We start from the raw sequence: 22,483 nt of genomic DNA on the forward strand, positions 1-22,483 counted from the left end.
CGCGTGGCCACGACCCGACGCCCCGGCATTTCCATCGACACGCTCGCCGCACGCGCAGGCTTCGAAGTCGAATGGGAAGACGCGCATCACAACAGGAAGCGCGTGCCCGACAGCACGCTCGCCGCGCTGCTCGATCGCATGGGCCTGCCTTGCGGCAACGCTACGCAGATCCGTCAGAGCGCCGCCGCGCTCGAAGCCGAATTGTCCGGCCGCAAGCTGCCGCCGCTGATGACGGTCGAATGCGGACGCGGCATCGCGCTGCCCGCCGCCGCAATCAAATCGGGCAGTCACTACCGGATCGAACTGGAAAGCGGCTCGCTGATCGACGGACGCTTTACGGCGCCGAAGGGTGAAGCCGCGCTGCTGTCGCCCATCGACGAGCCCGGCTATCACACGCTCGTGCTCAACGATCACCGGATGACGCTCGCCGTCGCGCCCGCGCAGTGCTACACGGTCGCCGACGCATGGCGCGCGATGCACGGCGACGACGCGAAAGCGCCGCCACTGTGGGGCATCGCGGCGCAGATCTATGGCTTGCGGCGAATCGGCGATGGCGGTATCGGCGATTACACGGCGCTCTCTACGCTCGCCATCGAAAGCGCGAAACGCGGCGCGCATGCGCTCGCCATCAGTCCGACTCACGCAATGTTCTCCGCGCTGCCGGGATCGTTCAGTCCGTATTCGCCGTCGTCGCGTCTGTGGCTGAACGTCACGCATATCGATCCCGCTGCCGTGTTCGGCGCGCAGGCGGCGCAAGCCGCGCTCGATGCGGCAGGCGGCATGGAAACGTGGCCGCAGCTCGAAACGCTGCCGCTGATCGACTGGAAAACGGCGACGCCGCTCAAGCTCAAAGTGTTGCGCGTGCTGTTCGAGCGCTTCTGCGCAAACGACCGCGCGCAGGATTCGCCGCGTGCAGTGGAATTTCACGGCTTTTGCGAGCGCGGCGGACGCGCGCTCGAAGACCATGCGCGCTTCGAGGCGCTGCATGCGTTCCAGTTGCTCAATGGCGGCGAAGGCTACTGGCGCAAATGGCCCGACGCGCTGCAAGACCCGCGCAGCCCCGAAGTCGAAGCGTTCGCGAACGAGCATCGGCATGAAGTCGAGTTTCATCTGTTCCTGCAATGGCTTGCATCGAAAGGACTGTCGCATGCGCAGCATGCCGCGCGCGATGCGGGCATGGCCGTCGGGCTGATTGCGGATCTCGCTGTCGGTTGCGATAGCGCGGGCTCGCACGCGTGGTCGTATCGCGACGACATGCTGCACGGCGTGTCCGTCGGCGCGCCGCCCGATCTGTTCAATCAGGCGGGCCAGTCGTGGGGACTCACCACGTTTTCGCCGCGCGCGATGCGCAACCAGGGCTTCTCGGCGTTCATCGACATGCTGCGCGCAGGGTTCGCGTGCGCGGGCGGCATCCGCATCGATCACATACTCGGGCTGCGGCGCCTCTGGCTCGTGCCCGAAGGCGAGCCCGCGAAAAACGGCGCGTATCTGCGCTATCCGCTCGAAGACATGCTGCGGCTGATCGCGCTCGAATCGTGGCGGCATCGCGCGATCGTGATCGGCGAAGATCTCGGCACCGTGCCGCCGGGCTTTCGCGAGCGGCTCACCGACCATGGCCTCGCAGGCATCCGTGTGCTGTGGTTCGAGCGCACGCGCGACGGCAAGGGCTTCATGGCGCCGGGCGAATGGGACAACGGTGCCGTCGGCACGACGACCACACACGACCTGCCCACCGTCACCGGCTGGTGGCGTGGCGAGGATATCGTGTGGCGCAATCGCGTCGGTCAGACTGCGCCGCGCGCCGATGGTCGCGACCCGGTGGCGCTCGCGCAGGCGGAACGCGCCGACGATCGCGCCGCGCTTTGGCAGGCGTTCCAGCACGCGGGCATCGCCGCGCCCGACGTCGAGCCGCCGCCGCCCGACGAAGCACCCGTCGACGAAGCGCTCGCGTTCGTCGCCGCGACGCCATCGCCGCTCGTCACGATTCCGCTCGAAGACCTGCTCGGTCTCGCGGATCAGCCGAACCTGCCCGGTTCGATCGACGAGCATCCGAACTGGCGCCGCCGCGTCGTTCAGCCCGTCGACGAACTGTTCGCCGACGACACCTTTTGCGACCGTCTGCTCGCGATCGAGCAGGCGCGCACCGACTCAACCTCAGCTTCTTCGTTGTCCGATACGCCATGACTGTTCCGCGCGCCACGCTCCGACTCCAGTTCCATCGCGACTTCACGTTCGACGATGCGCTCGCGCACGTCGACTATTTCGCCGCGCTCGGCGTGAGCCATCTGTACGCTTCGCCGATCACGACAGCCACGCCCGGCTCGACGCACGGCTACGACACCGTCGACTACAGCCAGGTCAGCGCCGAATGCGGCGGCGAACATGGCTTGCGACGCCTGACCGACAAGCTGCACGAACTCGGCATGGGCCTGATCGTCGATGTCGTGCCGAATCATATGGGCGTAAGCAAACACAACGCGTGGTGGCAGGACATTCTCGAATGGGGCCGCCATAGCGCGTTTGCGCGTTATTTCGATGTCGACTGGCACTCGCCCGACCCTGCCCTGCGCGGCAAGGTGCTGATGCCCGTGCTCGGCGCGGCGTATGGCGAGGAGCTGGTCGCGGGCCGCATCGCGCTGCGTTTCGATGCCGACAACGGCCGCTTCAACATCGTCTATGCCGACGAGCACGAATGCCCAGTGTGTCCGATCGACTACGCGGCGATCCTGCAATCGGCGGATCGAGCCGACCTGAGCGCGCTCGCCGAGCGCTTCACGTCGATCACGACACAGCCCGCCGATCATCCACGCGCGGCCGTTGGCCGCGAAGCGCTGCGCGAGTTCGTGCGGCAGAACGGCGCGGCGGCGATCGAGTTCGTGCTCGAAGCGTATTCGCCGAACGATCCCGTCACGCGCGACCGGCTGCATCGTCTGATCGAACGGCAGCATTTCAGGCTCGCCTGGTGGCGCACGGCATCGGATGAAGTGAACTGGCGGCGTTTCTTCGATATCAGCTCGCTCGCGGCCGTGCGCGTCGAGCGGCCCGAAGTGTTCGATGCCGTGCACGCGCTGATCTTCCGGCTCTATGCGGAAGGCGTGATCGACGGCGTACGTATCGATCATATCGACGGACTGGCGGAGCCGCGCGAGTACACGCAGCGGCTGCGGCAGCGGCTGTCGGAACTGCGCGAAGGCACGACGCCGTATGTCGTCGTCGAGAAAATACTCGGACGCGGCGAGGCGCTGCGCGATGACTGGCCCGTCGACGGCACGACAGGCTACGACTTCATGAACGATGCGGGCGCGCTGCTGCACGATCCCGCCGGCGCCGCGCCGCTCGCCGATGCGTGGGCCGCGCTGAGCGGCCGCCCCGCAAACTTCGCCGACGAAGCGCTGCCCGCGCGCCGCAAGATTCTCGCGGAGAATCTGCCTGCGGAACTGGACCGCGCCGCGCGCGCACTGCATCGCCTCGCGCGCGACAGCATCACCACGCGCGATTTCACCTACACGACGATCCGGCGCGTCACCAATGAGGTGGCCGCGCATTTCCCCGTCTATCGCATTTATCCTCAGAACGGGCTGCGCAGCGCCGCGGACAACGTGTACTTCGACATCGCGCTCGATGCCGCGAAAGCGACGCTGTCGCGCGCCGATCATGGCGTGCTGGCGCGCGTCGATGCGTGGCTCGGCAACGGCGCGGACGAAACCGGCAATGGACGCAACGGCACGCAACAGGCGCCGCAGCAGAACGGCGGCGCGGGTGCGTTCAATCACACGGCGTCGGCGCGCCGCACCGTGCAGACGCTGTTCTCGCAACTGACGGCGCCCGTCGCGGCGAAGGCGATCGAAGATACCGCGTGCTATCGCTACGGGCGTTTGCTGTCGCGTTGCGAAGTGGGCGCGGATCCGGGCGAATTCGCGCTGACGGTCGAGCAGTTTCACGCGGGCAATCAGGAGCGCGCACGGCGCTTCCCGCACGCAATGCTCGCGACGGCGACTCACGATCACAAGCGCGGCGAGGACACGCGCGCGCGCATCGCCGTGCTGAGCGAAATCGCCGATGAGTGGATCGCGACGCTGCGCGCGTGGACGACGTTGAACACGCCGCACCGGCGCGCGCTGGAAGATAACGCCGACGACTGGGCGCCAGACGCCGGCGCCGAAGCGATGCTGTATCAGACGTTGGTGGGATGCTGGCCACCGGGCCTTTCGCCCGACGACGAAGCCGGCGTGAAAGCGCTCGCCGGGCGCGTCGCGCAATGGCAACTGAAGGCGCTGCGCGAAGCGAAGCTGCGCACCACGTGGCTTGCACCTGATGAGGCGTTCGAGAATGGCTGCCGCGAGTTTCTGTTCGACATTCTGGCGCCGCAGCGCCGCGATGGATTTTTGCGCGAGCTAACCGCGTTCGTTAAGCGGATCGGTCGTGCAGGTGTCGTGAACAGCCTGCAGCAAACGGTGCTGCGGCTGGCATCGCCGGGCGTGCCCGATCTCTATCAGGGTACCGAACTATGGGACTTCAGCCTCGTCGATCCCGATAACCGACGTCCCGTCGACTTCGCGCAGCGTCATGCGATGCTCGCCGAAGCGCCGCCATCTGACTATCTCGCCGGCTGGCGCGATGGCCGCGTGAAGCTTGCGATCATCCAGCGCATGCTCGCGCTGCGCATGCAGATTCCCGAATTGCTGCGCAACGGCAGTTATGTGCCGCTCACGGTGCAAGGCAAGTACGCGCAACACGCTATTGCGTTCGCGCGCCGGCAGGGCAATTGCTGGGCCGTGGTGATCGCGACGCGCCTGTCGATGGCCTTGCTCGATGCCGACAGCGACCTGCCGCTCGTCGATCCGATTGCGTGGGACGATACGGCGGTTCTGATGCCCGAAGAACTGTTCGGGCGCGCGTTGTTCGACTGGCTGAGCCCGGCCGCGCCGAAGGTCGAGGATACCGGCTTGCTCTATCTGCGCGATGCGCTGACGACGATGCCTGTGGCCGTGCTCGTGGAGGATGGGGTGCCGCGGGTGTGACGCTCAGCCGCCTTCATCGTCGTACGTCTTCGGATAAACGCGCACGAGCACGATGCGCGGCCCCTTCATCTTCTTCACGACCACGTCGAAGCGATCGAAATCGACGCGCTGCCCTTCTTCCGGCAGATCGGCGAGCGCGTTGATCACAAGACCGCCAACGGATTCAGCACTGCCCTCGTCGATATCGATACCGAGCGCGCGCTCCAGCGACACCACCGGCAAACTGCCTTTGCCCATCAACGTGCCGTCGTCCATGCGCGTCCAGTCGGCGTCGCCCTGGCGGAACTCGTCGTGAATCTGGCCGACGAGTGCGCCCAGCAGATTGTCGAGCGTGAGGAAGCCGATCGGCTTAGCGTTCTTCTGACCGACCAGCGCAAGATGCGGCGCGCCCTTGCGGAAGCGCCGGAACAGTTCGAGCGCAGGCATATTGGGCTTCACGTACTGCACGGGGCGCACGTAATGCGACAGGTCGTCGAGCGTGCTGCCAGCGTGACGCGCCAGCAGCAGATCCTTCAGATGGATCGTCCCCGCCACGCGTTCGCCCGTACCATCTTCGAGCAACGGATAACGGCTGAAACGATGGCGCGCGATGATCTGCATGTTGTCGCGCCACGGTAGATCGCGACGCAAGCTCACCAGTTCGTGCGCGGGCCGCATCAGGTCGGACACGGTCATGCGCGAAAAATCGAGCGAATGCGCGATCGTGTTCCATTCGTCCTGCGAGTAGGCGTCCTTCGGACCGTCGAGTTCATTCGCGACGCTCGCGTGGCGGCCGCGCAGGATCAGCTTCAGTTCGTCCGTCGAGTAATGCGTGTCGCCGCCGTGATCGGCCGTCAGACCGGCGAGGCGCAGTACCGCGTTCGCGCTCGAGTTGAGCACCCAGATTGCCGGGTACATCGCCCAATAGAAGCCGTATAGCGGCATCGCCGTCCACAGCGAGACATGCTCCGACTGGCGGATGGCCAGCGACTTCGGCGCCAGTTCGCCCACGACGATGTGCAGAAACGAAATGCACGAGAACGCAAAGAACAGCGAGATGCCGTGGATCAACTGCTCGTTCTCAATGCCGAACAGATGAAACACCGGGTTCAGCAGTTCAGCGAACGCGGGCTCGCCAATCCAGCCAAGTCCCAGCGACGCAAGCGTGATACCCAGTTGGCACGCGGACAGATACGCATCCAGCCGGCCATGCACCTTCGCGAGCAGCTTGCCGCGCAGGCCGTGCTTCTCCGCAAGCGTCTGGACGCGCGTCTGCCGCAGCTTGACGAGACCGAATTCCGCGGCAACAAAGAAACCGTTGAGGGCAACGAGTAACAACGCGCCAATTAGGGCGACGAACTGGATCAAAGCGAAGGACTCCGGCAACTAAAGCCGTCAGTATAGAGGGCGAAAGGCATCTGAAAGTGCTGCGCGCACGTGAGCTGGCCATCTGGCCAGGCCGGGTGCGCGCTCATGCGCCAGCGAGCGGCACGCGCAGCTTGAGCGTGGTCGGCTGGCCGTCCGCCCATTCGCCCTGCTCGAATGCACCGTCGTGTGCTTCCGCAATGCGCTTGCACAGCCCGAGCACCCACGAAATACGGCCCGCTTCGCGCGGGTGCGTCGCTTGCGCACGCGCGAAGTTTTCGAGCACGTGGGGCAACGCGGTATCCGTCAGCGCTGCGGGCGTGGCCTGCCAGACGACGGTAGCGTGGAACATCGAAGCATCAACATTCGCGTCGATCTTCACCGTCGTGCCGCTCGCGCTCGCTTCGACTGCGAACGTGCCGAGCAGCCACAACGCGGCGGCAAGTCGCTCGCGGTCGCCGTTCAATTGCTGCGCGCCAAGCGACGAGTCGAGTTCGAGTGTGACACCACGCCGCACCGCAAGCGCTTCGCGCACGTCGCCGATGGTTTCGTCGAGCAATGGACGCAGCGCGAACGGCGCACGCGTCAACGCGAGCGCTTTGGTCTCGGCACGCGTGGTATCGACGATCGATTCGAGCAGCTTCACCTGCTGCTCGACGCCGCTGCGAATGCCTTCGAGCGCACGCTGTGCGGTCGCGTCGTTCGTATCGATCTTGCGATCGAGCACATAGGCCCAGCTATGAATGGCATTGAGCGGGCTGCGCAGGTCGTGCGAGACCAGCGACAGCACGTGATCGCGCATGAAAAGCGCCGTTTCGGCGCTGCGGCGCGCGGTGCGTTCGGTGACGGCGGGCGTCTCTTCGCTGCGGCCCGAAGGAGACGGGGTTGACGTGGTCACGATCGACATCCTTGTTGGCGGTTTATCGTTGGTTGCGGTCTGGACATTATAGGCATGGCCGTCCAGCCAATCTTCGCGACAGTACGACAACACGCCTACAATAGCGGTTTCGAACGATTACAAGGAGCATCGCATGTCCAAAGTCACCACGGCCTCGGGCCTCCAGTACGAAGATCTGACGGAAGGCACGGGCGCCGAGGCGAAGGCCGGCCAGACCGTCAGCGTTCACTACACCGGCTGGCTGACGGACGGCCAGAAGTTCGACTCGAGCAAGGACCGCAACGACCCGTTCGCGTTCGTGCTGGGCGGCGGCATGGTCATCAAGGGCTGGGACGAAGGCGTGCAGGGCATGAAGGTCGGCGGCGTGCGCAAGCTCACCATTCCACCGCAACTCGGCTATGGCGTGCGCGGCGCGGGCGGCGTGATTCCGCCGAATGCAACGCTCGTGTTCGAAGTCGAATTGCTCGACGTCTGAGCGTTTTTACCGTTTTTGCGGTCCGCAGGTCGTGAGTCACGCCGTCATCGATGCGCCCAGCGTTTCCCTGCGCCGTTACGGCGCGGTGGAAGCGTCGGACGTGCACGACTTCCATCAGATCGTGCTCGGGCTGGATGGGTCGATGGTGATGGCCGTGGACGGCGTCGCCAATGAAATCGACAGCACGTCCGCGTGGCTCATTCCTGCTGGCTCGCGGCACGACTACGCGGGCGTCGGCGAAAACCGGCAGCTCGTGCTCGATCTGCCTGCGTCGTCAGTCGCTGTGCCGCAAAGATTGTTCGACCGGGCTCGCGCGGTGACGATCGATTCGTCGCTCACGCAACTGGTTTCGCATATCGCCGGCCGCGCGACCGGGCATATCGATGGCGATGCCGCCTGGCGGCGCTTCAACTGGGACGCGGCTGCACGCTTGTGCGCAGCGATCATCGAAGACACGGGCACAGTGGATGCTGCGCCCGGCGCGGGGCTCGATTTCGCGCGCATCGACGCCTGGCTGCGCGCGCATCTGTCCGAGCCGCTGCGTATTGCAGACCTCGCCGCGCATTGCGGCTTTGGCATGCGGCGCTTTCATCAATTGTTCATCGATGCATTCGGCGAAACGCCGCATCGCTATCTGCAGCGTCTGAGGCTCGACACGTCGGTCACGCTGCTGGCCGATCCGCGCCGCTCATTGACGGACGTCGCGCTCGAAGTGGGCTTTGGCGATCAGAGCGCCTATACGCACGCATTCACGCGGCGCTTCGGGATGGCGCCGGGTCAGTGGCGCGCGTTGCTGCATTGAAAAACGGGCGCCGTATCGCGCCCGTTTTGCTTTACTAGTCAGCCGGCCAGACCGCGCGCCAGATCGTCGCGGATATCGGTGGCATTCTCCAGACCAACGGCAAGACGGATCAAACCTTCCGTGATGCCCGCTGCTGCGCGCGCTTCCGGCGTGACGCGGCCATGCGTGGTCGTCGCGGGATGCGTGATCGTCGTGCGCGTATCGCCCAGATTGCCGGTGATCGAGCAGATCTTCGTGCCGTCGATCACACGCCACGCGTTCGCGCGCATTTCCTCGGGCGTACTGCCCTTCAGTTCGAACGACACGATCGCGCCGCCCGCCTTCTGCTGACGCTTCGCAATCTCGTACTGCGGATGCGACTCGAGCCCCGGATAGAACACGCGGTTCACAGCCGGATGCTGTTCGAGCCAGCGCGCGATTTCGAGCGCGTTCGCCGACTGACGCTCGACGCGCAGCGGCAGTGTTTCCATGCCCTTCAGCAACACCCACGCGTTGAACGCGGACAGCGTCGGGCCCGCGCTGCGCACGAACGGGAACACCTTTTCCATGATGAACTGCTTCGAGCCGACCAGCGCGCCGCCCAGCACGCGCCCTTGCCCGTCGAGAAATTTGGTCGCCGAATGCATCACGACGTCGGCGCCCAGTTTCAGCGGCTGCTGCAGCGCCGGGCTACAGAAACAGTTGTCGACGACGAACAGCGCATTGGCGGACTTCGCGATCTTGCTGATCGCTGCGATGTCGGCGATTTCAGTCAACGGGTTCGACGGCGTTTCGAGGAAGAACATCTTCGTCTCAGGACGCACCGCATTTTTCCACGCGTCGAGATCGGTCGGATCGACGAACGTGGTCGTGATGCCGAACCTGCTGAAAATCTGCGAGAACATGCCGAGCGTCGAGCCAAACAGGCTCTGCGAACTGACGAGGTGATCGCCCGCCTGCAACGCCGACATCACCACCGACATGATCGCGCTCATTCCCGAGGCCGTCGCCATGCACGCTTCGCCGCCTTCGAGCGCCGCGAGACGTTCCTGGAACATCGTCACAGTCGGATTCGTGAAGCGCGAGTACGTGTAATAGTCTTCGGAATTCTTAAAGCGGTCGGCAGCTTCTGCGGCGCTCGCAAACACAAAACTCGACGTCAGAAAGATCGCTTCAGAATGTTCGTTGAAGTCGCTTCGCAACGTGCCCGAGCGGACCGCGAGTGTGTCGAAGTTGAGAGAGTCGTCCATGTTCGTTCCGTTCCGTTTTTCCGTGCCGTGCGCACTTGCCGTTGGAGCATACGCGCGAGAGAGCAACAAAAAAGCCCGCTTTGCGTCGGCAAAAGCGGGCTTTGTGTGCGGGGAACGCTGTAAGCGCGATGAGTGCTGCTGCTCACCGTTCGCTTTAGCTGTTTTGGGTTTCCCCGCGTCCGCAAGCTGAGATCAAATCGACGCAAGAACCGATGGTAACACCGCGCCCGGGCTTTCGGGTCCGAACGCAGCGCGCGAGATCTAGACCTTCGGTTCTCGCGCGCTTACGACGCGTTACTCGACCGACAGTTGCAGGTGCAGTTGCGAACGCGCAGCACCGCCGTCGATCGCTTCGCTCGCTGCGTCGCGGTCCGACTGCGCGGACGGTGCGAGACGTGCGGATTCGATGCGGTCGAGGTATTCCGACGTCACGTCACCCGTGATGTAGTTGCCGTCGAAGCACGACGATTCGAACTCCTTCAGCGCCGGGTTGATGTCGCGGACAGCATTCTTCAGCGCATCGACGTCCTGATACACGAGGAAGTCGGCGCCGATCAAACGCGCCACTTCTTCGTCCGAACGGCCGTGCGCGACGAGTTCGCTGCGCGTCGGCATGTCGATGCCGTACACGTTCGGGAACTTCACGGGCGGCGCCGCCGACGCAAAGATCACCTTGTTCGCGCCCGCATCGCGCGCCATCTGCACGATTTCATGCGACGTCGTGCCGCGCACGATGGAATCGTCGACGATCAGCACGTTCTTGCCCTTGAACTCGATGCCCATCGCGTTCAGCTTCTGGCGCACCGACTTCTTGCGCACTGCCTGGCCCGGCATGATGAAGGTGCGGCCCACGTAGCGGTTCTTGAAGAAGCCTTCGCGATATTCGACGCCGAGCTTCGCGGCGACCTGCATCGCTGCGGGGCGCGACGAATCGGGAATCGGCATCACGACGTCGATCTTCACGTCTTCCGGCAGTTCGCGCAGGATCTTCTCGGCCAGATAGTCGCCCATGCGCAGACGCGCGTTGTAGACGGGCACGCCGTCGAGCACCGAGTCCGGACGCGCGAGATACACGAGTTCGAAGATGCACGGGTTCAGGCTCGCGTTCGGCGCGCACTGTTGCGAGTGGAAGTTGCCTTCGAAGTCGATGAAGATCGCTTCGCCCGGCGCCACGTCGCGCACGAATTCAAAACCGATGCCTTCCAGCGCCACCGATTCCGACGCCAGCATCCATTCCGTGCCCGACGCCGTTTCCAGCTTGCCGATACACAGCGGACGAATACCGAACGGGTCGCGGAAGCCGAGCAGGCCGTAGCCCGAAATCAGCGACACGATTGCGTACGAGCCGCGCACCCTGCGATGCACGCCCGACACAGCCTTGAACAGCGCGGCGGGATCGAGTTGCAGACCCGAACTGGCCAGCTGCAATTCGTGCGCGAACACGTTGAGCATGACTTCCGTGTCGGAATTCGTGTTGATGTGGCGACGATCGACGCGGAACATCTCGTCTTTGAGTTGCTGCCAGTTCGTCAGATTGCCGTTGTGCGCAAGGATGAGGCCGAACGGCGCGTTCACGTAGAACGGCTGGGCTTCTTCTTCGCTCGACGCAGAACCCGCCGTCGGGTAACGCACCTGGCCAATGCCGCTATTGCCGGGCAGGCTGCGCATGTTGCGCGTGCGGAACACGTCGCGCACCATGCCGTTGGCCTTGTGCATGTGGAAATTGTTGCCGTTCGCCGTGGCGATACCGGCTGCGTCCTGACCGCGGTGCTGCAGCAACAGCAGGCTGTCATACAGAAGCTGGTTGACGGGAGACTGGGAAACTACGCCTACGATGCCGCACATGGCATGTCCTTCAAAGGGTACGAAATTCGATCTGTGCGGTCCGCCTGGGAGGCAGCCGCGCGCGCCGTGGTCGCATGCTTCACCAACGGCCCGCCTTGTCATCCGCCTTCGTCCCGCTTGCGTGCAACGATCGCGTTACACGTGGACGTAGGCGGCGAGGGTATCGGGAAGCAGAGGCTTCAACTCTCGCACGCCCTGCTCGGCGTAGGGCCGCAGCAGCGCGTTGCGCCAGAATTCCTGTTTGGGCAGGTCGGTCAAGCCACCGAGGGCGACCAGAACCAGCACCAGTATGACCCCGCGTACGAGGCCGAACATCAGTCCAAGCGAGCGGTCGATACCGCCCAGGCCGGACACCTGCACCAGCCGGTGCAGCAGCGCATTCGCCACGCTGGCCACCAGCATCACGCCGATCACGATCGCCGCGAACGCGATCAGCCACTGCGTCAGCGCGCCGCCCGGCCAGTTCGCCGGCACATAGGGCACTAACAGCCCCACGAAACGCGCCGCCACCAGAAACGCGACCACCCAGCCGATCAGCCCGAATACCTCGGACAAAAAGCCGCGCCAGGTGCCGCGCATGGCCGACAGGGCGATCACCGCCATTACAGCGTAGTCGAACGCGGTGAACATCGCCGGATTACTGCGCAGCGCCGTTGTTCGCACCCGACGTCAAGCCAGCTTCGCGCACCTTCGCGATTGCCGCCGACGCCGCCGCCCGGTCCGCAAACGGACCAGCACGCAACAGGGTACGGGAAGTGCCGTCAGCCTGCTTGCGACGCTCCGTATATACGGGCACTCCGGCCGCTTTCAACTTGGTCAGCCACGCATGCGCGCTGGCGTCGTCCTGGAACGAGCCGAGCTGGACAGCAAAGCGGCTGCCAGGAGGCGCCGCGGGCGTGCCGGTTTCGGTGCCCGACGCGGGGGTCTGCGCCGATTCTGTCACTACGGGTTTCTGTTCCGGTTTTGCTGCGGGCTTCGTGTCGGCCTGCGGTTTCGCTGCCGGCTTCGCCGGCGCATTGTTCGCGACGATAGCGGGCGCCGTTTGCGGCTTCGCCGGCGTCATCGCGATGGGTGCGTTCTTGCTGCTGTCGCTGGATTTGTCGCGCTGCGAAGCGACGGCGCCTGTGGTGGCCGAGCCTGAGGCTGCGGGCGCAAGGCCCGAGGCGGCCATTGCGGCCTCCGGCGCAGCGGGATTGTCAGGCGCGACGGCGGCTTGCGTATCGGAGTCTTCCGCTGCGCGCGGCTTCGGCGCAGGACGGTTCGGGATATCGATGGAAATGTCGTCGGTGACAGGCTTCGGGTGGGAATCCAGCACCATCGGCAGGATGACGACTGCTGCAATCACCAGCGCGATCGCGCCAACGAGGCGGCGGCGTGCGCGCTGCTTTTCGGGAAGCGTGGGGTCCAGCAGCATCGCGTCGGCATCGCCGGAACGGTCCGTGCGTCGGCTGCGCCGTTCGACCCGCTCCGCGCGTTCAGCGCGCTCGGCACGACTACCGCGAGTGGAACTGGAATTTGCGCCGCGCCGCGTAGGTGCGTCGTCTTTCTTGCCGAACGAAAAAATACCCATGAATGGCTTGGTCGAGGCCCGCGCGTTCAGTGTTGCTGCGATTTACGGTACGCCATCACGCCGGCAACCGTATAGAAACTGCCGAAAACCACGATTCTATCATTGTCGGAGGCTCGTTTTATCGCATCCTGGAAAGCTTCTGCGGGCGTCGCGAAACGCGTCACGCTGCGATCCGGCCCTTCGATAACACCAGCTTCGTGCAGTGCCGTCTCCAGTTCCTCCGCGCTGGCTGCGCGCGGCGTAGGCAGATCGGTCACGTTCCAGTGATCGATTTCGCCCTTCAGATGTTCGAGTACGCCCGCAATGTCCTTGTCCCGCATCGAGCCAAATACCGCGTACGTGTACGGAAAATAGCCCATGTTGCCGAGATTCTGACCCAACACGGCGGCCGCGTGCGGATTGTGGCCGACATCGAGCACGATCGACGGCTTGCCCGGCAGCACCTGGAAGCGTCCCGGCAGTTCGACATTGGCGAGACCGAGGCGAATATCCTGCGCCGACACGGGCAAACGGTCGCGCAGCGCTTCGAGGCCCGCCAGCGCGGCTGTCGTATTGATCAACTGATTGGCGCCACGCAGCGCCGGGTAAGCCAGCGCCGAACGACGCATCGTCGGGCCGATGTAGCTCCATTGCTGGCGTTCGTTGCCCGGTTGCGCTTCGTAGCGGAAATCGCGCCCAAAAAGCCACAATTCGGCGCCAATTTTCTCCGCGTGGTCGATCAGCGTTTGGGGCGGCACAGGATCGGCGCAGATTGCCGGCTTGCCCGCGCGGAAAATGCCAGCCTTCTCGAACGCGATTTTCTCGCGCGTATCGCCGAGGAAGTCGGTGTGATCGATGTCGATGCTCGTGATAATCGCGCAATCGGTATCGAGGATGTTGACGGCGTCGAGCCGTCCGCCCAGCCCCACTTCGAAAATCACCACATCGAGGCCGCGCTCGGCGAACAGATGCATGATCGCCAGCGTCGTGAACTCGAAATACGTCAGCGAAACAGGCTCAGGCAGCGACTGGCGCGCCTTCTCGACGGCCTCGAAATGCGGCAACAGGTCGGCATCCGTCGCCATCTGGCCGTTGATCCGCGCGCGCTCGTTGAACGTCAGCAAGTGCGGCGATGTGTGACAACCCACCGTGTAGCCGGCGCGCAGCAGAATCGATTCGAGGATCGCGCAGGTCGAACCCTTGCCGTTCGTGCCGCCGACGGTGATCACCGGGCACGCGAACTTCAGGTCCAACGCGTCACGTACCTTGCTGATGCGCGCGAGTCCCATGTCGATACCGACGGGATGGGCGGATTCCAGGTGCGTGAGCCACGCGTCGAGAGTGGGGAATGTGGTCATCTGAAAAACTGGCAGTGCGGACCGGAATTATCCTAGAAATGACAACGCGCCGCTTGAAGACTTCTCGCGGCGCGTTGGTTTTTTCTGCTGGCCGTGGCTCAAGGTCACGGCCCGATACGGCATCAGGCGACGGCGTCGGCCGGCTGGCGCGTCAGCAACGCCATCAGTTGCGCGAGTTCTTCGCGCAGCTTGCGACGGTCGACGATCATGTCGATCGCGCCCTTTTGCAGCAGGAATTCGGCGCGCTGGAAGCCTTCCGGCAGCTTTTCGCGCACAGTCTGTTCGATCACGCGCGGGCCCGCAAAGCCGATCAGCGCCTTCGGTTCCGCGATCACGACGTCGCCGAGGAACGCGAAGCTCGCCGATACGCCGCCCATGGTCGGGTCGGTCAGCACGGAAATGAACGGCAGCTTGGCTTCGGCGAGCTTGGTCAGCATGGCCGTGGTCTTGGCCATCTGCATCAGCGACAGCAGGCTTTCCTGCATACGCGCGCCGCCCGAAGCGGTGAAGCAGATAAACGGAACGTGCTGCTCGATCGCGTTCTGCGCGCCGCGCGCGAAGCGCTCGCCGACCACGGAACCCATCGAGCCGCCCATGAACGCGAACTCGAAGTTTGCGACCACAACGGGCAGCGTGTGGATTGCGCCGCCCATCACGACCATCGCGTCGGTTTCGTCGGTGTCTTCCATCGCCTCTTTCAGGCGGTCAGGATACTTGCGGCTGTCCTTGAACTTCAGCGCGTCGACCGGCAGGATTTCCTGGCCGATTTCATAGCGGCCTTCCGGATCGAGCAAGCCGTCGAGCCGTTCACGCGCGCCGATCCGCATATGGTGGTCGCACTTCGGGCAGACGTGCAGATTCGCCTCGACGTCGTTGCGGTACAGCACCGCTTCGCACGACGGGCACTTGATCCACAGCCCTTCCGGAATGCCCTTGCGGCTTTTCGGGTCGGTTTGCTTGATTTTCGGCGGCAACAGTTTGTCGAGCCAGCTCATGTTGGTTCCTTCCAGGATTCGCGATACGAAAGGCGGCGCAGCAGAAACCGCGCCGCCATGCTAACCGCGACAAAAAATGTTGTTTATCGGGCAGTCGCGCCGATGCTGTCGAGCGACTGACGAATTTCAGCAATGAAATCGGTCAGTTTGCCCGCAGCGGACTCGGGTGCTGCTTCTTCGAGCAATTGCACGATACGGCTGCCGATCACGACGGCATCGGAAACTTCGGCCACAGCGCGCGCGGATTGCGCGTCGCGAATGCCGAAACCGACGCCCACCGGCAGCGGTACGCGCGACTTGATGGCCGGGATTTTACCCGCGATGCTCAAAACGTCCAGATTTGCAGAGCCCGTGACACCCTTGAGCGATACATAGTAGACGTAACCGGACGCGATTTTACCAACCTCCGCGATGCGCTCGTCCGTCGACGTGGGCGCGAGCAGGAAAATCGGATCGATACCGGCCGCCTTCATCGTTTCGGCGAAATTAGCCGACTCTTCAGGCGGATAGTCGACAACCAGGATGCCGTCGACGCCTGCTTCCTTTGCAGCCTTCGCGAAAGCGTCGGCGCCCATACGCTCGATCGGGTTCGCGTAGCCCATCAGGACGACGGGCGTGGTGTCGTTGGTTTCGCGGAACCGCTTGACGTCGGCGAGCACGTGTTTGAGCGACACGCCTTTTGCCAGCGCGCGCTCCGACGATTGCTGGATCACCGGGCCGTCGGCCATCGGGTCCGAAAACGGCACGCCGAGTTCGATCACATCGGCGCCGCCCTTGGCGAGCGCGTGCATGAACTCGACGGTGCGCGCCGGATCGGGATCACCCGCGGTGATGAACGGAATCAGACCTTTCTTGCCCTGCGCGGCCAGTGCCGCGAACGTCGATTGAATACGGGACATGGAATTTTCTCGAAGTCGATAACTGCGCGTGGTTGCCAGTCAGGCCGTCGTCGTTGTGTTGACGGCAGCTGCCTTGCGGCGCGACACGGGTTCGGGCGGATTCGCCGCTAAACCGACGCGTTCTCGCGCTATCGCACAGTAACTTTCATTGATCTCATAGCCGACGAATTCGCGCTTCTGCCGGGTGCAAGCGACGGCCGTCGTACCGCTTCCCATAAAGGGATCGAGCACGCGGCCGCCCGGAGGACAACTCGCCAACACCATCCGCTCGACGATTTCGAGCGGTTTCTGGGTCGGATGGTCGACGCGTTCCGCGTGCTGCCGGTGCAGACGCGAAACCGACCAGACGTCCTTCGGGTTGTAGCCCATCTCGAGCCACTTGCTACCTTCGAACAACTTACGCGAACGCGCCTTCTTCGTGGCGGCATCGTACGGGATGCGGACGGGATCGAGATCGAAATAATAGTCTTTCGATACCGCGAAATAACCGATGTTGTCGTGCACTGACGTAAAACGGCGCGTCGTGCCGCCCATGCTCGGCACGCGCCGGTCCCAGATGATCTCGTTGACCATCATCAGGCGGCTCTTCAGAAACACGAAGATTTCCGGCGCGTACTGCCACGTGCAGAAGATATACAGCGAACCCGACGGCTTGAGCTTAGGAATGGCGAGATCGAGCCAGGTACGCGTCCAGGCGAGAAAGTCTTCGCCCGAGCGCATATCGGAATCGTTGCCATAATCCTTGCCCAGACCGTACGGCGGATCGGCCAAGATCAGATCGATCGAGCCATCCGGCAGGTTCGCAGCATCGGTCAGAAAATCGCGGTTCAGCAGTTCGATGCCGGCAGGCACCGGCAACAGCGGCGCAGCGCCCGCGCGCAACGCCTCGACGACGCGTGCTTCTGCGTCGCCGCTCGGTGCGGGCGGCTGCGGCTGCTCGAACTCGTCGCGCATCGCGTGGGCGCTCAGAACTGGATGCCCGATCGCTCAGCGACCGTGTGCATGTCCTTGTCGCCCCGGCCCGACAGGTTCACCAGAAGGATTTTGTCCTTCGGCAAGGTCGGCGCCAGCTTCGCCGCGTACGCGAGCGCGTGGCTCGATTCGAGCGCGGGAATGATGCCTTCGATGCGGCAGCAGTCGTGGAACGCCTTGAGCGCCTCTTCGTCGGTGATGCCGACATATTCGGCGCGGCCGCTGTCCTTCAGCCAAGCGTGCTCGGGACCGACGCCCGGATAGTCGAGACCTGCCGACACCGAATGCGTCTCGATGATCTGGCCGTTCTCGTCCTGCAGCAGATACGTGCGGTTGCCGTGCAGCACGCCGGGCGTGCCACCAGTCAGCGACGCCGCATGACGACCTGTATCGATACCGTCACCCGCTGCTTCGACGCCGATCAATTTCACCGATTTATCGTCGATATACGGGTAAAAGATCCCCATCGCGTTCGATCCACCGCCAACGCACGCAATTACGGCGTCCGGCTGACGCCCCGTCAGTTCGGGCATCTGCACCTTGCATTCGTCGCCGATCACGCGCTGGAAGTCGCGCACCATCATCGGATACGGGTGCGGACCGGCCACCGTGCCGATGATGTAGAACGTGTTTTCGACGTTCGTAACCCAGTCGCGCATCGCTTCGTTCAGCGCGTCCTTCAGCGTGCGCGAACCGGACTCGACGGGCACGACGGTCGCGCCCAGCAGCTTCATCCGGTAGACGTTCGCAGCCTGGCGGCGCACGTCTTCCGCGCCCATGTACACGATGCACTCCATGCCGAAGCGCGCCGCGATGGTCGCCGTGGCGACGCCGTGCTGGCCCGCGCCCGTCTCGGCGATCACGCGCGGTTTGCCCATGCGTTTGGCGAGCAGCGCCTGGCCGATCACGTTGTTCACCTTGTGCGCGCCCGTGTGGTTCAGGTCTTCGCGCTTCAGATAAACCTGCGCGCCGCCGAGCAGTTCGCTCCAGCGTTGCGCGTGATAGACAGGGGAAGGACGACCCACGAAGTACTTCAGTTCGCGCTCGTATTCGGCGATGAAGTCGGGATCAACAGAGTATTTTTCGTACGCGACACGCAGCTCGTCGAGCGCGTGCATCAGCGTTTCGGCGACGAACACGCCGCCATATTGGCCGAAATGGCCACGTTCATCAGGTAAGTTGTACATATTCCGTCACTCTTCTCAGTTCGCCGCAGCACCCGCACGCTGCGAGGCGCGGCCTGGGAATCACCGGGCGTCCGCTTCGCGCACTGCGCGTACGAACGCCGCCATGCGGGCGTGATCCTTCACGCCCTTTGCGCCCGGCACTTCGATGCCGCTCGAGACATCGACCGCGTACGGGCGCACACGATGAATCGCATCACGAACGTTTTGCGTGCTCAACCCACCACTCAAAACGGCCCGACGCGCGAGCTCTGCTGGAATAAGTGACCAATCGAAGACCTTCCCGCCGCCGCCGTAGCCGTCGACATGCGTGTCGAACAGGAGACCACTGGCGGCCGAATAGTTAAGCGCCGATTTTACCAAATCGGCCGGTTGAGTATCGGGCGAAACCCGCAATGCGCGCAACCAAGGCAAACCCGCAACGCCAGCGAGCTTTTCGCATTGCTCGGGCGTTTCGTCGCCGTGGAACTGCAGCATCGACAGCGGCACGTTGCAGGTGACTTCGCTGAACCAGTCCGCCGTCGGATTCACGAACAGACCGACCACCGAAACAAACGGCGGCACCACGCGTGTCATTTCGACCGCCTGCGCGATACTCAGCGAGCGCGGGCTGGGCGGATAGAACACGAGGCCGATCGCGTCAGCGCCAAGTGCGACAGCGTGGGCGACGTCGGCGGCATTGCCGAGCCCGCACAGCTTGATGCGGGTGCGGTGCGGCACGGTGTCGGTGGCGGATGAATCGGTTGCAGCTTGGGTATCGGCGGAAGTCATGAGTCGGTCCAAACGGTGCTCCACGGAACGCTGCCCGCTTGCGGCGCAGGCACGGCGAACGGTTCAGGATAGCCCACTTGAGCGAGATACAGCCCGTCGGGCATGAAAGTCGGTGCCGCGAGCTTGCGATCGCGGGCTTCCAGCACTTCGGCGAGCCACGTCGACGGATAGCGCCCGCGGCCCACGGCGACGAGGCAGCCCATCAGGTTGCGCACCATGTGATGCAGGAATGCGTTCGCGCGAAAGCGGAAGTGGATGAAGTCGCCCTGCGGCCGGATATCGATCTGATACAGGTGCTTGACGGGCGTCTTGGCCTGACATTCCGACGAACGGAACGACGAAAAATCATGCTGGCCGATCAGACAGGCGGCCGCTTCGCGCATTGCATCGATGTCGAGCGGGGTGTGAATCCAGCCGGCCCGGCTCGCGAGCATCGGCGAGCGCACGGGATGCACGTAGAGCGCGTAGTAATACGTGCGCTCGAAAGCCGAGAAGCGCGCGTGGAAGTCATCCGGCATCGGCTTGGCCCATTGCACGGCAACCGTCGACGGCAAGAAGGCGTTCGTGCCGCGCACCCACGAAAACTCGGCGCGGTCGAGTTCGGTATCGAAATGCACAACCTGCCCGAGACCGTGGACGCCCGTATCCGTGCGCCCTGCCACGACCGTCGGCAGCGGCGTCAGCGCGAATTCGTGCAGCGCCCGCTCGAGCTCGTCCTGCACGGTTTTACCGTGCGGCTGCGACTGCCAGCCGCAAAACGCAGCGCCGTCGTACTGGATGCCAAGCGCGATCCGGGTCATCACGAAAGCGGCGCGAGCGTCGACAGCAATGCGCGGGCGTCGGCGCGCGAGTCGGCATCGTTTGACTCGATGACTTCGTTGATCAGCGTGCGTGCTCCGACGAGATCGCCGAGATCGATGTACTCGACGGCCAGATCGAGTTTGTTACGGGAGATACGCGCGATCTCTGCCGGCGTGAACGCGGGCACGACCTGCGACGGAGACGGCGGCAGTTCCAGGTCGAAATCGAGCTTCAACGCGCCGAAGCGCGCCGCGCCCAGACCGGCGACGGCCGCAGCGCCTGCCGTGCCCGCAATGATCTGATCCGCGACAGCGGGTGTATCCGACCCGTGCAGCGGCACAGCCTGCTGCGCCGTGATCTCAGGCGCGACGACCGGCTGCATAACAGCGGGCGCGCTCGCTGCCGACTGCTCGCCACGCGGCGGCAGCGCGAAGTCGTCGATGCTGTCGAGCGCGCGCATCGCGTCGCGCGGGAAGGCATCCGGCACAGCCGGTTCCAGCGGCGGCGGCGCGCCGAGCGGAAGCGACGCTGCCGCGCCTTGCTCCGGTTCGTCGTCGGCGTCATGCACTCTGTCGACGAGTTCGGGCAGCGGCTCGATCAGCTGTTCGTGCTGTGCGGCCGGTTCCACGTGATCCAGCTGAATGGGCGGCGCAACCGACGCCGTGGGCTGCTCGAACGTGGGCTCTTGTTGCTCGATTGCAGGCGTTGCGTCGAGGTCGAGCACGACGGGCTTGTGCTCTGCGACGGACTCATCGACTGGCGGCTCGGCCGGCTGCGCGAAATGCGCTTCGACGGGTTCGTGAACAGGCGGCTCATCGTGCACTTTTTCAGCAACTGGTCCTGCTGTAGCCGGCTCGTCTGGTGTCAGTTCGTGTTCGCGCGCTGTCTGCTCAAGCTCGGCGGCTTCGGCGGCGCGCGCTTCTTCGCGTGCCGGATCGAGCGATTCGTGCGGCAACGCGTCGGCGCCGAGCGCTGCGGCAGCGTCGAGCGAGGCTTCGGTGGAAGCGGATTCGAACGTTTCGGGCACGTGCCTAGGCTCATGCTCATGCTCGTGCTCGAATGCTGACGAAGGCTCAGCGACGTCGTGCGGTTTGGCTTCCAACGGCTCTTGCACCGCGGAAGGCGCTTCATCGTGTCGTGCGACGGCGAGCGGTGCGACGGGCGGCGTTTCATCGTCGCGTGTGACTTCTTCGCTCGCAGCCTCCTGCGCGCGTGCCGCCTTGCGACGCCGACGCATCGTCAGACCGGCCAGCAACGCGACCAGCGCCGCGCCGACGATGCCGGCACCGGCGAGATATTCCTGCGGAATGCCGGCCGGCTGGTTAGCAGGCTGCGTGGCCGAAGGCGTGACATGGGCAGGCCCAGCCGCCGTCGCGCTCGAAGGCTGCGTCGCGCCGGGCGCAGTCGTGCCCGTATCGTTCGCGGCGGGCTGCTTGCCGATGCCGTGCTTCTGCAATTCCATCAGCACGCGGTTTTTCAGCGCAAGCAGTTGCTGCAAGCTCGACGGACGCGCCTGCGAAGCGGCTTGCGCACCGCCAGTTGCAGGCGTGCCCGGCGTCGCGGCGGGCTCGCTGCTCTGGATGGAACCTGTGTACGACTGCGTGCCACTCGCACCGGATGCCGCGGCTGCGCCGCTCGTGGGCAACGCGCTGACCGCGGGAGAAGACGTCGCTTCGGCCGTGGCGGGCGCGCTGGCGCCTTGCGTCGAAGGCGCAGATGCTGCCGTCGCTGTCGCTGCAACCGACGATACACCCGCCGCGCTCGCGCCAGCCACCGGTGCAGCGGGCGCGGAGGCGGAACTGGCCGAGGCAGCAGCCTCACTCGATGCTGTCGACGCAACCGCTGCACCCGTCGCATCGACGGCCGGCAGGTTCAGCACAGCGCCCAGCCGCAGACGGTTTTGATCGTGCCCCATGAAGGCGTTCGGATTTGCGTCGAAGATCGCTTTCGCCGCGCGCGCGAGCACGGTGCGGTCGTGCGACTGCGTCATCGCGATCGCGGCGTCGTTCAGCGATTGCCCGGGCTGGACCGTGAATTGCGCGCCACCTGCAGCGGCGGCCGCGGGTGCGCTCGCGGCTGCAGCAGCGCTTGCGGCGCCTGTCGTCGCCGTTTGCGCGTAGGCTGCGCCCGGAATCGAAACTGCACTGGCAAAGACGATCGCGACGGCTGCCGCAATCCGTTGCGAGCCGCTGCGTGTGGCGGCTTGAAGATGAGGGAATCGGGCCGTCATCGGGACCTTTCGTGCGCGGTCGTGCGGCGCATGCTTAGAAGTGTTGGCGACAAGATTCTGAAATGCACAATAAAAAAGCGCCGCGAAAAACGCGACGCTTTTTGGAAGTT

18 protein-coding genes are annotated in these 22,483 nt (G+C 64.4%); 4 read left to right on the forward strand and 14 right to left on the reverse strand.

The features are described from left to right. Positions 1–3: 3 nt before the first annotated feature. Positions 4–2,184, forward strand: coding sequence for a 4-alpha-glucanotransferase (gene malQ, locus G3O01_RS41310; protein ID WP_205813250.1), 2,181 nt, complete (start codon positions 4–6; stop codon positions 2,182–2,184). Further along, on the forward strand, positions 2,181–5,021 hold the full coding sequence (gene treY / locus G3O01_RS41315; RefSeq protein WP_205813251.1) for a malto-oligosyltrehalose synthase: 2,841 nt from the start codon (positions 2,181–2,183) through the stop codon (positions 5,019–5,021). The genes malQ and treY overlap by 4 nt, the downstream gene beginning before the upstream one ends. Positions 5,022–5,024: 3 nt before the next feature. On the opposite strand, the gene G3O01_RS41320 is transcribed toward treY, so the two are convergent. Both G3O01_RS41320 and G3O01_RS41325 read right to left on the reverse strand, forming a co-directional pair. Beyond that, the gene (locus tag G3O01_RS41320; RefSeq protein ID WP_205813252.1) at positions 5,025–6,368 is read right to left on the reverse strand and encodes a hemolysin family protein; all 1,344 of its coding nucleotides are present in this window, start codon (positions 6,366–6,368) and stop codon (positions 5,025–5,027) included. A 103-nt stretch (positions 6,369–6,471) separates the two neighbouring features. Beyond that, the gene (locus G3O01_RS41325; protein ID WP_205813253.1) at positions 6,472–7,272 is read right to left on the reverse strand and encodes a HAMP domain-containing sensor histidine kinase; all 801 of its coding nucleotides are present in this window, start codon (positions 7,270–7,272) and stop codon (positions 6,472–6,474) included. 124 nt (positions 7,273–7,396) lie between these two features. On the opposite strand from G3O01_RS41325, the gene G3O01_RS41330 reads away from it, so the two are divergent. Further along, positions 7,397–7,738 carry an FKBP-type peptidyl-prolyl cis-trans isomerase gene (locus G3O01_RS41330; RefSeq protein WP_205813254.1) on the forward strand — a complete coding sequence of 114 codons (342 nt, stop codon included), beginning with the start codon at positions 7,397–7,399 and terminating at the stop codon, positions 7,736–7,738. Between the two features lie 31 nt (positions 7,739–7,769). Then, entirely contained in the window at positions 7,770–8,540 is a 771-nt protein-coding gene (locus tag G3O01_RS41335; protein ID WP_205813255.1) for an AraC family transcriptional regulator, read from the forward strand. Positions 8,541–8,578: 38 nt separating this feature from the next. On the opposite strand, the gene G3O01_RS41340 is transcribed toward G3O01_RS41335, so the two are convergent. From G3O01_RS41340 to G3O01_RS41395, 12 genes are all read right to left on the reverse strand, one after another. Beyond that, positions 8,579–9,769 (reverse strand): O-succinylhomoserine sulfhydrylase, encoded by a 1,191-nt coding sequence (locus G3O01_RS41340; RefSeq protein ID WP_205813256.1) that lies wholly within the window; start codon positions 9,767–9,769, stop codon positions 8,579–8,581. Positions 9,770–10,063: 294 nt separating this feature from the next. Continuing rightward, on the reverse strand, positions 10,064–11,614 hold the full coding sequence (gene purF / locus G3O01_RS41345) for an amidophosphoribosyltransferase (protein ID WP_205813257.1): 1,551 nt from the start codon (positions 11,612–11,614) through the stop codon (positions 10,064–10,066). A 135-nt stretch (positions 11,615–11,749) separates the two neighbouring features. After that, positions 11,750–12,244 (reverse strand): CvpA family protein, encoded by a 495-nt coding sequence (locus G3O01_RS41350; protein WP_205813258.1) that lies wholly within the window; start codon positions 12,242–12,244, stop codon positions 11,750–11,752. Between the two features lie 7 nt (positions 12,245–12,251). Beyond that, the gene (locus tag G3O01_RS41355; protein ID WP_205813259.1) at positions 12,252–13,184 is read right to left on the reverse strand and encodes an SPOR domain-containing protein; all 933 of its coding nucleotides are present in this window, start codon (positions 13,182–13,184) and stop codon (positions 12,252–12,254) included. A gap of 26 nt (positions 13,185–13,210) precedes the next feature. Further along, positions 13,211–14,521, reverse strand: coding sequence for a bifunctional tetrahydrofolate synthase/dihydrofolate synthase (gene folC, locus G3O01_RS41360; protein WP_205813260.1), 1,311 nt, complete (start codon positions 14,519–14,521; stop codon positions 13,211–13,213). 122 nt (positions 14,522–14,643) lie between these two features. Continuing rightward, positions 14,644–15,516 (reverse strand): acetyl-CoA carboxylase, carboxyltransferase subunit beta, encoded by an 873-nt coding sequence (gene accD / locus G3O01_RS41365; protein WP_109480339.1) that lies wholly within the window; start codon positions 15,514–15,516, stop codon positions 14,644–14,646. Between the two features lie 83 nt (positions 15,517–15,599). Continuing rightward, complete coding sequence (gene trpA / locus G3O01_RS41370; RefSeq protein ID WP_205813261.1) at positions 15,600–16,415, reverse strand: tryptophan synthase subunit alpha; 816 nt, start codon at positions 16,413–16,415, stop codon at positions 15,600–15,602. Between the two features lie 39 nt (positions 16,416–16,454). Beyond that, positions 16,455–17,369 carry a site-specific DNA-methyltransferase gene (locus G3O01_RS41375; protein WP_205813262.1) on the reverse strand — a complete coding sequence of 305 codons (915 nt, stop codon included), beginning with the start codon at positions 17,367–17,369 and terminating at the stop codon, positions 16,455–16,457. An 11-nt stretch (positions 17,370–17,380) separates the two neighbouring features. After that, a complete protein-coding gene (gene trpB / locus G3O01_RS41380; RefSeq protein WP_205813263.1) occupies positions 17,381–18,574 on the reverse strand; it encodes a tryptophan synthase subunit beta in 1,194 nt (397 codons plus the stop codon). 60 nt (positions 18,575–18,634) lie between these two features. Next, on the reverse strand, positions 18,635–19,342 hold the full coding sequence (locus tag G3O01_RS41385) for a phosphoribosylanthranilate isomerase (RefSeq protein ID WP_205813264.1): 708 nt from the start codon (positions 19,340–19,342) through the stop codon (positions 18,635–18,637). Beyond that, complete coding sequence (gene truA, locus G3O01_RS41390) at positions 19,339–20,142, reverse strand: tRNA pseudouridine(38-40) synthase TruA (protein ID WP_205813273.1); 804 nt, start codon at positions 20,140–20,142, stop codon at positions 19,339–19,341. The genes G3O01_RS41385 and truA overlap by 4 nt, the downstream gene beginning before the upstream one ends. Next, entirely contained in the window at positions 20,142–22,373 is a 2,232-nt protein-coding gene (locus G3O01_RS41395) for a FimV/HubP family polar landmark protein (RefSeq protein WP_205813265.1), read from the reverse strand. Before G3O01_RS41395 ends, truA begins: the two co-directional genes overlap by 1 nt. Between the last annotated feature and the right edge of the window lie 110 nt (positions 22,374–22,483).

It is taken from the genome of Burkholderia sp. Ac-20365 (genome assembly GCF_017104715.1).
Classification (GTDB): Bacteria; Pseudomonadota; Gammaproteobacteria; order Burkholderiales; family Burkholderiaceae; genus Paraburkholderia.

Bases quoted from the DNA above. Each gene is read 5' to 3' on its own strand.
- treY (WP_205813251.1), top strand. From the start codon at position 2,181: ATGACTGTTCCGCGCGCCACGCTCCGACTCCAGTTCCATCGCGACTTC.
- G3O01_RS41325 (WP_205813253.1), bottom strand. From the start codon at position 7,272: ATGTCGATCGTGACCACGTCAACCCCGTCTCCTTCGGGCCGCAGCGAA.
- G3O01_RS41350 (WP_205813258.1), bottom strand. From the start codon at position 12,244: ATGTTCACCGCGTTCGACTACGCTGTAATGGCGGTGATCGCCCTGTCG.
- accD (WP_109480339.1), bottom strand. From the start codon at position 15,516: ATGAGCTGGCTCGACAAACTGTTGCCGCCGAAAATCAAGCAAACCGAC.
- folC (WP_205813260.1), bottom strand. From the start codon at position 14,521: ATGACCACATTCCCCACTCTCGACGCGTGGCTCACGCACCTGGAATCC.
- purF (WP_205813257.1), bottom strand. From the start codon at position 11,614: ATGTGCGGCATCGTAGGCGTAGTTTCCCAGTCTCCCGTCAACCAGCTT.
- G3O01_RS41355 (WP_205813259.1), bottom strand. From the start codon at position 13,184: ATGGGTATTTTTTCGTTCGGCAAGAAAGACGACGCACCTACGCGGCGC.
- G3O01_RS41395 (WP_205813265.1), bottom strand. From the start codon at position 22,373: ATGACGGCCCGATTCCCTCATCTTCAAGCCGCCACACGCAGCGGCTCG.
- G3O01_RS41375 (WP_205813262.1), bottom strand. From the start codon at position 17,369: ATGCGCGACGAGTTCGAGCAGCCGCAGCCGCCCGCACCGAGCGGCGAC.
- truA (WP_205813273.1), bottom strand. From the start codon at position 20,142: ATGACCCGGATCGCGCTTGGCATCCAGTACGACGGCGCTGCGTTTTGC.
- trpB (WP_205813263.1), bottom strand. From the start codon at position 18,574: ATGTACAACTTACCTGATGAACGTGGCCATTTCGGCCAATATGGCGGC.
- G3O01_RS41340 (WP_205813256.1), bottom strand. From the start codon at position 9,769: ATGGACGACTCTCTCAACTTCGACACACTCGCGGTCCGCTCGGGCACG.
- trpA (WP_205813261.1), bottom strand. From the start codon at position 16,415: ATGTCCCGTATTCAATCGACGTTCGCGGCACTGGCCGCGCAGGGCAAG.
- G3O01_RS41385 (WP_205813264.1), bottom strand. From the start codon at position 19,342: ATGACTTCCGCCGATACCCAAGCTGCAACCGATTCATCCGCCACCGAC.
- G3O01_RS41330 (WP_205813254.1), top strand. From the start codon at position 7,397: ATGTCCAAAGTCACCACGGCCTCGGGCCTCCAGTACGAAGATCTGACG.